Origin of the sequence: Actinoplanes sp. NPDC026670, assembly GCF_040638175.1 — a bacterium.
Classification (GTDB): Bacteria; Actinomycetota; Actinomycetes; order Mycobacteriales; family Micromonosporaceae; genus Actinoplanes.
The window spans coordinates 37,480-46,994 of the sequence record NZ_JBEZXU010000087.1 but is presented as its reverse complement, the minus strand read 5'-3'; the positions used below and the strand labels follow the sequence as shown (position 1 = coordinate 46,994).

Below are 9,515 nucleotides of genomic sequence, written 5' to 3'. Positions count from 1 at the left end.
ATCCCCAGATCCCGGGCAACCTGCGCGATCGGCTTGCCGGTCTCCCGGACCAGCCGCACCGCACCATCTCTGAAGTCCTGATCAAACCTTCGCCGTATCTCCGCCATCGCCAGTCACCAATCCCTTAAGGCGATGCCTCCACGGTACGAGGGGAAGCTCACGCATGCGGATGCGGCATGAATTGCGGCCACGCCGGACGCCGACGGCACTAGCCGAGAACCTGCAGGTCACAGCCTTGATCAACTTAAGCTAAGTGGCATTGGACATGCGTGGCCGGTGACATGGGCGGCCGGTGACATCGGCAGGCGGTGACATGGGCGGGCGGTGACATGCGTGGCCGGTGGCATGGGTGGTCCGCTGTGGCGCGGGAGTGGGCTGCGCGGCGTCCGGATAGGATCGTGATCATGGCGTTGCTGTTCTCCTACGGGACCCTGCGTGATCCAGGTGTGCAGCGGAGTGTGTTCGGGCGTGAGCTGGACGGGCGCGCCGACCGGATCGTCGGGTTCCGGGTCGAGCAGCTGGAGATCACCGATCCGGAGGTGCTCGCGGTCAGTGGCGAGGCCTTCCACCCGATCCTGGTGCGCACCGGGGACGACGCCGAGACCGTCGAGGGTTCGGCGCTCGAGGTGACCGAGGCGGAGCTGCTGCTCGCCGACGGCTACGAGGTCGACGACTACCACCGGGTGACGGCACCGCTCGCGTCCGGCGAAACCGCCTGGGTCTACGTCGCCCGATGACGGCCGGCCGCCACCGTGGTGTCGAGCCCGCTGACACAGCGGTGCGGACCAGCCGATGCGGGACCGCCGGCCGCCACCGCTGTGATCGAGGTACTGAGACTGCGGTGGGAGTCGGGCGGTGACCATCGCATCAGCCCGGCGGTCGCGCTGTCGGCCGGGACCGGGCGCCTGCGTCGCGGGGTAGGGAACAGCGCTCTTCGTGGCCGTACCAAAAAGAAAGGCGCGCCGATCGGGACCGGCGCGCCTGCGGTGAGAGACGGGTTCAGAGGCGGTTCTGGGCCTCGGTGAGGACCGCTCGCAGGATCTGCTCGATCTCGGCGAACTGGGTCTCCGTGGCGGTCAGCGGCGGCGCCAGCTGGATCACCGGGTCGCCGCGGTCGTCGGCGCGGCAGTAGAGGCCGGCCTCGAAGAGGGCCTGGGAGAGGAAGCCGCGGAGCAGGCGCTCGGATTCGTCGGCGTTGAAGGTCTCCTTCGTCGACTTGTCCTTGACCATCTCGATGCCGAAGAAGTAGCCGTCGCCGCGGACGTCGCCGACGATCGGCAGGTCGAGCAGGCGCTCCAGGTAGGAGCGGAAGATCGGGCTGTTTTCGCGGACGTGCTGGTTGAGGCCTTCACGTTCCATGATGTCGAGGTTGGCCAGCGCCACCGCGGAGCCGACCGGGTGACCGCCGTAGGTGATGCCGTGCGCGAACCAGTTGGTGCCGGACAGGAACGGCTCGGCCAGGCGCTCGGAGGCGATCATCGCGCCGAGCGGGACGTAGCCGGAGGTCAGGCCCTTGGCGACGGTGATGATGTCGGGCTGGTAGCCGTAGCGGTCGGCGCCGAAGTACTCGCCGAGGCGGCCGAACGCGCAGATCACCTCGTCGGAGACGAGCAGCACGTCGTAGCGGTCGCAGATCTCGCGGACCCGCTGGAAGTAGCCGGGCGGCGGCGGGAAGCAGCCGCCGGCGTTCTGCACCGGCTCCAGGTAGACGGCGGCGACCGTGTCCGGGCCCTCGAACTCGATCTGCTCGGCGATCCGGTCGGCGGCCCAGATCCCGAACTGCTCGGGTGTCATGTTCTCGTCGGGGCGCCGGTAGTAGTTGGTGTTCGGCACGCGCATCGTCGACGGGACGAGCGGTTCGAAGTCCTGCTTGAACGGCGGGATGCCGGTGATCGACAGGGCGCCCATCGAGCTGCCGTGGTAGGCGACGGCCCGGGAGATCACCTTGGTCTTGAGCGGCTTGCCGACCCGCTTGAAGTAGGAGCGGGCCAGTTTCCACGCCGACTCGACGGCCTCGGAGCCGCCGGTGGTGAAGAAGACCCGGTTCAGGTCGCCGGGGGCCAGGTCGGCCAGACGCTTGGCCAGCTCGATCGCCTTCGGGTGCGCGTACGACCAGATCGGGAAGTAGGCCAGCTCGGACGCCTGCTTGGCGGCGGCGTCGGCCAGCTCCTGCCGGCCGTGCCCGGTCTGCACCACGAACAGGGCGGACAGGCCGTCGAGGTAGCGGCGTCCGGTGGAGTCCCAGACGTAGCAGCCGTCACCGCGGGTGATCACCGGGACCGGGGCGCTCTGGTAGGCCGAGAGGCGGGTGAAGTGCATCCAGAGGTGGTCTCGGGCGGTGTTGGACAGTGCGTCCACGTCAGCGGGCGATCGGTCTGTCACTGGTATCTCTCCCACTAGTTCCAGAGGTAACCATGATCCTGCCCACGGAATCCGTCGCACACAAGAGATCCCACCACTATTTCCGCAGCTTTAACAGAAATCGGCCCGGCGCTTGAGGTAAGCGCCGGGCCGATTCGCACCGTCTGTTACGCGGCGACCTTCTTCTTCGACCGCGAGCGGATGTTGGAGACGACCGCGAACAGCACGCCGGCCGCGAAGATCATCGTGCCCATGACGTTGACCTGCGGCGGCAGGCCGACGCGGGTGGCGCCCCAGATCCACAGCGGGAACGTCTCGGTGGTGCCCGCGGTGAAGTTGGTGATCACGAAGTCGTCAATGGACAGCGCGAACGCGAGCATCACGCCGGACATGATGGCCGGCAGGATGATCGGGAAGATCACCTTCCAGAAGGTGGTCCACCCGGTCGCGCCCAGGTCGGCCGCCGCCTCCTCGAGGGACCGGTCCAGGGTGACGACCCGGGCCCGGACCACGATGGCGACGAACGACACCGAGAACATCACGTGGGCAATGGTGATGGTCACCGCGCCGAGCGAGGCGCCCATCGACACGAACAGGCTGAGCAGGGACGAGCCCATCACCAGTTCGGGCGAGGAGATCGCGGCGAACATCAGCAGGTTGAGGGCGCCGGCGCCCTTGAACTGCCAGCGGCCCAGCGCGTAGCCGATGCCGGTGCCCAGCGCGCCGGCGATCAGCGCGGTGAGCACCGCGACGACCAGCGACGTGACCAGGGCGTCGGTGAGCGCCTCCAGGGCGAACACGTCCTTGTACCACTTGAACGTGAAGCCCTGCCAGGTCTGGTTGTACCGGCCGCTCGGGTTGTTGAACCCGAACAGGATCATCACCGTGATCGGCAGGATCAGCCAGCCGATCAGCACCCAGGTGTAGACGTGCATGAGGCGTACGCCGCGTCCGTTCATCGGGCGGCCACCTTCATGACGTCCTCGGTGCCCAGCGCGCGGGCGTACGAGAAGACACCGATCAGGAGCACCGCCATCAGGGTGAACGACAGCGCCGACGCCGACGGGTAGTCGGAGTTGGACAGGAACTTGGCCTGGATGACCTGGCCGATCATGGTGGTCTCCGAACTGCCGAGCAGCTCCGAGTTGACGTAGTCGGAGCTGGCCGGCACGAAGGTCATCAGCACGCCGGCGAAGACACCGGGCAGCGCCAGCGGGAAGATCACCTTGCGGAACGAGGTCATCGGGGAGGCGTACAGATCCCGCGCCGCCTCGACCACACGCGGGTCGATGCGCTCCAGCGCCACGTAGATCGGCAGCACCATGAACGGCAGGAAGCTGTACACCAGCCCGAAGATGACCGCGCTGGCCGAGCCGAGCACCTGGAAGTCGTCCGGCAGGATCCCGGCCGACTTCAGCGGGTGCAGCAGCACGCCGTCGTCGGTGAGCAGCATCCGCCAGGAGATGGTGCGCAGCACGAACGAGACGAAGAACGGGAGCATGATCAGGAACAGGTACGTCGCCTTCTTCTTCCCCCCGTAGAAGGCGATCCAGTAGGCGACCGGGAACGCCAGCACGATCAGGACGATCGACGTGACGGCGCCGTACACCAGCGAGCGGATCAACTGGGTCTGATAGTCCGCCAGCGACTCGGTGTAGTTATGCCAGTGGCCGGTGAACACGAAGCCGTTGACGATGTCGCCCTCCTGCAGCGACAGCGACAACATCGTGACCATCGGCACCGCGAAGAACACCAGGAGCCACAGCCCGCCGGGCAGGACGAGCAGATAGGGCGCGAGTGTACGTTTCACCCGGTCCATGCGATTACCCCAGCACGATCGGTTGGAACACCCGCTCGAAGTCGTTCTTCTCCTCGGCGGTGTTGAAGTTGACGTAGTAGTGCAGCCGCTTGTACTCGGCGTCACCGGGGAAGACCAGCGGGCTGTCGGCCACCGAGAGCAGGAACTCCTTGTCCTCGCCGGACGCGGCGGCCGCGTGCTTCTTCATCTGGGCCTGCGCGCCGGGCACCGGGCACACGTAGTTGATGTACTCGGCCAGGGTGGTGGCGTTTTCCAGGTCGTACAGGAAGTCCATCAGGGTGATGGCGTCGACCGGGTTCTCGGCGGTGACCGGGATGGCCATGTTGTCGGTCCAGATGGTGCCGCCCTCGGACGGGATGACGAACTTGAAGTTCGTGCCGTCGGAGACGTTCTTCTGGAAGATGTCACCGGACCAGGCCTGGGTGATCCAGACCTCGCCCTTGCCGAGCGCGTCGACGTAGCTCTGGTCGTAGTAGTTGCGGACGATGCCGCCGTCCTTCTGCTCCTTGAGCTTGGCCGCCGCCGTCTTCCACGCGGTCTCGTCCGACTTGGACGGGTCGAGGCCGGCCGCGAGCAGGCCGAAGTTGCCCAGCTCCTGGAGGTCCTTGAACATGCCGACCTTGCCCTTGTACTTCGGGTTCCACAGGTCGGCGAGGCTGGTCACCGGGTCGGTGATCTTCGCCGGGTCGTACGCGATGCCGGTGATGCCGGACGCGTACGGGATGCTGAAGACGTTGCCCGGGTCGTACGAGGAGGCGGCGTACGACTTGGCCGCGTTGGCGGCGTAGTTCGGCAGCTTGGAGTGGTCCAGCGGGGCGAGGAAGCCCGAGTCACGGAACTGGCCGAACTGGATCGAGTTGGTGATCACCATCAGGTCGTAGCCGATCGACTGCCCGGCGGACAGCTGCGGCTGGACCTTGGCGAACCACGGGCCCATCTCCTGGATGACCTCGTCGTACTTGACCTGGATGCCGGTCTTCTGGGTGAACTTCTTGAGTTCCGGCTTCTTCGGGTCCATGTAGAGCGGCCAGTTGGCGAAGTTGAGCTGACCCTTCTGGGTCTTGCCGTTCCAGAACTTCGCGACGGCGTCGGGGGCAATGCTGGCCTGCGGCTTGCCCTTGCCCTCCACGCCACAGGCGGCGAGGAAGGCGCCCATCGCCGACAACCCGCCGAGGCGCAGCGCGTCACGGCGACCGAGCCGCGACTGCGTCATGCCTCGCAGGAGGGAGGGGCTCGGCTTATCGGTGGGAAACATCAGACTCCGATCGGGTACGAGTGCTGCGGGGCCCAGGTGAGGAAGACGCGCTCGCCACGAGACGCGACGTCCTCTGCATCGTGAGCATTCTGATCGAACACCACGAAGTCGGTTCCAGCGGTGGTCGCCACTGTGTAATTCGTCGAGGTGCCGTGGTAGACGACCTCGGTGACGGTGCCGGAAAGAAGGCTCCCGTTGACATTGCCCGGAATCGCCCGGTGCAGGTCGATCTTCTCCGGCCGGACCGAGACCTCGATCTCGCGGCCCACAGCGACGCCCGCCGGGACCGGCACCACGACGCGCTCGCCGGGGCCCTTGTCGAGAACCGCGAGGCCCTGGTCGGACCAGCTGACCTTCCCGTCGATGATGTTGGAGGTGCCGATGAAGCCCGCCACGAACCGGGTCGACGGGCGCTCGTAGATGTCCCGCGGCGAGCCGAGCTGCTCGATCAGGCCGCTGTTCATCACGGCGATGCGGTCGCTCATGGTGAGCGCCTCGCCCTGGTCGTGGGTGACGTAGACGAAGGTGATGCCGACCTCACGCTGGATGCGCTTGAGCTCGATCTGCATCTGCTGGCGCAGCTTGAGGTCGAGGGCGCCGAGCGGCTCGTCGAGCAGCAGCGCCCGCGGGTGGTTGACCAGCGCCCGGGCCAGCGCGACCCGCTGCTGCTGGCCGCCGGACATCTCCTTGGGCTGACGCCGCTCCATGCCGGTCAGCGAGACGATCTCGAGCATCTCGCCGACCCGGCGCTTGATCTCGCTCTTGCCGACCTTCTTGCGCTCCAGGCCGAACGACACGTTCTGCTGCACGGTGAGGTGCGGGAACAGCGCGTACGACTGGAAGACCATGTTGACGTCGCGCTTGTTCGGCGCGACGCCCGTCACGTCCTTGCCGTCCAGGAAGACCTTGCCGGCGGTCGGCTCCTCGAAGCCGGCGATCATCCGCATCGTGGTGGTCTTGCCGCAACCGGACGGCCCGAGCAGTGAGAAGAACTCCCCCTGTCCGATCGCCAGGTCCAGGCTCTTGACGGCGGGCACCGCCTCACCGTGCGACAGGTAGTCCTTGCGCACGCCGGCGAACTCGATCGCCGGTGTGGGGACCGGCGGGGAGGGAGGAGTGGTCATCTATCACCTCTGAGCGGGGGTGTCATTGAAGCTCATCACGTGCTTGATACGGGTGTATTCCTCGAACCCGTACATCGAGAGATCCTTGCCGTAACCGGAGTGACCGTAACCGCCGTGCGGCATCTCGGATACGAAGGGTAGGTGCGTGTTGATCCAGACCGCGCCGAAGTCCAACCGGCGGGACACCCGCATGGCCCGGCCGTGGTTCTGCGTCCAGACGCTGGCGCTCAGCCCGAACCGCACGTCGTTGGCCCAGCGGACCGCCTGGTCCTCGTCGCTGAAGGCCTGCACGGTGACGACCGGGCCGAAGATCTCGTCCTGGATCATCTCGTCCTGCTGCCGGAGCCCGGCCACCACGGTCGGCGCGAAGAAGTAGCCGCGGCTGCCGACCCGGTGCCCGCCGGCGACCACCTCGGCGTGCTCCGGGGTGCGGGCCAGGAAACCGGTGACCCGGTCCAGCTGGTTGACGTTGTTGACCGGGCCGAAGAAGGCGTCCGGGTCGCTCGGCGCGCCGACCTTCGTCGCCCTGGCCGCGTCGGCGAGCGCCGCGGTGAAGTCGGCGGCGATCCGCTCGTGCACCAGCACCCGGGTGGCGGCGGTGCAGTCCTGGCCGGCGTTGAAGAAACCGGCGCCGGCGATCGCGGCGGCGGTGGCGGCGATGTCGACGTCGTCGAAGACCACCACCGGGGCCTTGCCGCCGAGCTCCAGGTGCACCCGCTTGAGGTCGGGGGCGGCGGCCGCGGCGACCTCCATGCCGGCCCGGGTCGAGCCGGTGATCGACACGAACTGCGGGGTCGGGTGGGTGACCAGGGCGCGGCCGGTGTCCCGGTCGCCGCAGACCACGTTCAGCACGCCCGGCGGCAGGAACTCGTTCGCGATCTCGGCCAGCAGCAGCGTGCTGACCGGGGTGGTGTCGGACGGCTTCAGGACCACCGAGTTGCCCGCTGCGATGGCCGGCGCGAACTTCCACACACCCATCACCATCGGATAGTTCCACGGGGTGATCTGCGCGCAGACGCCGATCGGCTCACGGCGTACGAAGGAGGTGTGGTCCCGCAGGTACTCCCCCGCGGCCTTGCCCTCCAGGATCCGCGCCGCTCCGGCGAAGAAACGCAGCTCGTCGAGGATCGGGCCCATCTCCTCGGCCCGGGTCGCCTCCACCGGTTTACCGGTGTTGCGGACCTCGGCCGCGATGATCTCCTCAGCCCGTGACTCGATCGCGTCGGCGATACGCAGCAGCGCCCGCTGCCGCTCGGCCGGAGTGCTGTCCCGCCAGACCTCGAAACCGTCCGCGGCGGCGGCGACCGCCTTCTCGACATCCCGCACCGAGGAGACCGGGGCCTGCGCGTACGTCTCCCCGGTGCTGGGGTCGATCACCGGGGACGTGAGGCCGTCCTCGGTGCCGGTGTAGGACCCGGCGACGAAGTTGCGCAGCACGGGAACAGGGGTGCTCACAGGGATTTTGGCCTTCCGGTCTAGGGCGATCTCACCCGGACTGGAGGGACCTTGTCACACAGGCGAGTGAGCTAGCAAGGGAATCCGAAGTAATTTCCAAAGCTGAAACGGAATCAGAAGATCTGACCCCGTTCCAGCTACGTAATCCGGTGTTTCAGGCGCTGAATCCGTCAGCCACGGTGAGCGCCTCGTCGATGATCGCCAGGCCCTCGCGGAGCTCCTCCGCGGTGATCGTGCACGGCGGCACGACGTGGAGCCGGTTGAAGTGGACGAAGGGCCACAGGCCCCGCTCCTTGCAGGCCGCGGCGACCGCGTTCATCGGCGCGGCGGCGGGCCCGGCGGCGTTGAACGGTACCAGAGGCGCCCTGGTGTCCGGATTCGTGACCAGCTCGATCGCCCAGAACACGCCCAGGCCGCGGACCTCGCCGACACTCGGGTGCTTCGCCTTGAGGGCGGCCAGCGCCGGCCCGATGATGTCGTCGCCGAGCGCGCGGGCGTGCTCGACGATCCCCTCCTCCTTGAAGATCTGCATGCTGGCCACCGCCGAGGCGCAGGCCAGCGGGTGCCCGGAGTAGGTGAGGCCACCCGGGAACGGGCGCTCGCGGAACGTCTCGGCGATCTCGTCGGAGATCACCACGCCACCCAGCGGCAGGTAGCCGGAGTTGACGCCCTTGGCGAACGTGATCAGGTCGGGGGCGACACCCCAGCGGTCCACCGCGAACCACTCGCCGCACCTGCCGAAACCGGCCATCACCTCGTCGGCGATGAAGACGATGCCGAACTCGTCGCAGATCTCCCGCACCCCGGCCAGGTAGCCGGGCGGCGGGACCAGGATGCCGTTGGTGCCGACCACGGTCTCCAGCAGGATCGCGGCGATCGTGCCCGGCCCCTCGAAGACGATCGTGTCGCGCAGGTGCTGGAGCGCCCGCTGGGACTCCTCCTGCTCGTTCGCGGAATGGAACGGCGACCGGTACGGGTACGGCCCCCAGAAGTGCACGACACCGACGGCGACCGGCTCGTTCGGCCAGCGGCGCGGGTCGCCGGTCGCGGTGATCGCGGTGGCGGTCGACCCGTGGTAGCTGCGGTACGTGGACAGCACCTTGTGCCGGCCGGTGTGCAGGCGGGCCATCCGGATCGCGTTCTCGTTGGCCTCGGCGCCGCCGTTGGTGAAGAACACCTTGTTCAGGTTGGCCGGGGCGATCTCGGCGATCATCCGGGCCGCCTCGCCGCGCTTGTCGTTGGCGAAGGCCGGCTGGATGGTGGCGAGCTTGCCGGCCTGCTCCTGGATCGCCGCGATCAGGCGCGGATGCTGGTGGCCGATGTTGATGTTGACCAGCTGGGACGAGAAGTCCAGGTACTTCTTACCCGAGTAGTCCCAGAAGTGGCTGCCCAGCGCCCTCTCGATGGGCAGCGGGTCGATCAGGCCCTGCGCGGACCAGGAGTGGAAGACGTGCGCGCGGTCGTCGGCGCGCACCTGCGATTCAGTGCTCACTAGCTGATC

Annotated in this window: 9 protein-coding genes; 1 reads left to right on the top strand and 8 read right to left on the bottom strand. The window is 67.5% G+C overall.

Going from position 1 to position 9,515, the window contains the following annotated elements:
* On the bottom strand, positions 1–107 hold a 107-nt coding region (locus AB0E94_RS47010; protein WP_360341300.1), incomplete at its 3' end, for a transposase.
* A 297-nt stretch (positions 108–404) separates the two neighbouring features.
* Here AB0E94_RS47010 and AB0E94_RS47005 point away from each other — a divergent pair.
* Positions 405–737 (top strand): gamma-glutamylcyclotransferase family protein, encoded by a 333-nt coding sequence (locus tag AB0E94_RS47005; RefSeq protein WP_360341291.1) that lies wholly within the window; start codon positions 405–407, stop codon positions 735–737.
* A 262-nt stretch (positions 738–999) separates the two neighbouring features.
* Here the strand turns inward: AB0E94_RS47005 and AB0E94_RS47000 are convergent, their stop codons facing one another.
* The 7 genes from AB0E94_RS47000 to AB0E94_RS46970 all read right to left on the bottom strand — a co-directional run bounded on the left by AB0E94_RS47000 (position 1,000) and on the right by AB0E94_RS46970 (position 9,506).
* On the bottom strand, positions 1,000–2,349 hold the full coding sequence (locus AB0E94_RS47000; RefSeq protein ID WP_360341297.1) for an aspartate aminotransferase family protein: 1,350 nt from the start codon (positions 2,347–2,349) through the stop codon (positions 1,000–1,002).
* A 179-nt stretch (positions 2,350–2,528) separates the two neighbouring features.
* Entirely contained in the window at positions 2,529–3,320 is a 792-nt protein-coding gene (locus AB0E94_RS46995; RefSeq protein WP_360341288.1) for an ABC transporter permease, read from the bottom strand.
* Positions 3,317–4,180, bottom strand: coding sequence for an ABC transporter permease (locus tag AB0E94_RS46990; RefSeq protein ID WP_360341285.1), 864 nt, complete (start codon positions 4,178–4,180; stop codon positions 3,317–3,319). The genes AB0E94_RS46995 and AB0E94_RS46990 overlap by 4 nt, the downstream gene beginning before the upstream one ends.
* 4 nt (positions 4,181–4,184) lie before the next feature.
* The gene (locus AB0E94_RS46985) at positions 4,185–5,393 is read right to left on the bottom strand and encodes a spermidine/putrescine ABC transporter substrate-binding protein (protein ID WP_360341282.1); all 1,209 of its coding nucleotides are present in this window, start codon (positions 5,391–5,393) and stop codon (positions 4,185–4,187) included.
* A 41-nt stretch (positions 5,394–5,434) separates the two neighbouring features.
* Complete coding sequence (locus AB0E94_RS46980; RefSeq protein WP_360341279.1) at positions 5,435–6,559, bottom strand: ABC transporter ATP-binding protein; 1,125 nt, start codon at positions 6,557–6,559, stop codon at positions 5,435–5,437.
* 3 nt (positions 6,560–6,562) lie between these two features.
* Entirely contained in the window at positions 6,563–8,014 is a 1,452-nt protein-coding gene (locus AB0E94_RS46975) for a gamma-aminobutyraldehyde dehydrogenase (RefSeq protein ID WP_360341276.1), read from the bottom strand.
* Positions 8,015–8,168: 154 nt separating this feature from the next.
* Entirely contained in the window at positions 8,169–9,506 is a 1,338-nt protein-coding gene (locus tag AB0E94_RS46970) for an aspartate aminotransferase family protein (protein WP_360341273.1), read from the bottom strand.
* Positions 9,507–9,515: the final 9 nt, after the last annotated feature.

Excerpts from the sequence above, each read along its gene's own strand:
- AB0E94_RS47005 (WP_360341291.1), top strand. The coding sequence starts at position 405 with ATGGCGTTGCTGTTCTCCTACGGGACCCTGCGTGATCCAGGTGTGCAG.
- AB0E94_RS46995 (WP_360341288.1), bottom strand. The coding sequence starts at position 3,320 with ATGAACGGACGCGGCGTACGCCTCATGCACGTCTACACCTGGGTGCTG.
- AB0E94_RS46990 (WP_360341285.1), bottom strand. The coding sequence starts at position 4,180 with ATGGACCGGGTGAAACGTACACTCGCGCCCTATCTGCTCGTCCTGCCC.
- AB0E94_RS46985 (WP_360341282.1), bottom strand. The coding sequence starts at position 5,393 with ATGACGCAGTCGCGGCTCGGTCGCCGTGACGCGCTGCGCCTCGGCGGG.
- AB0E94_RS46980 (WP_360341279.1), bottom strand. The coding sequence starts at position 6,559 with ATGACCACTCCTCCCTCCCCGCCGGTCCCCACACCGGCGATCGAGTTC.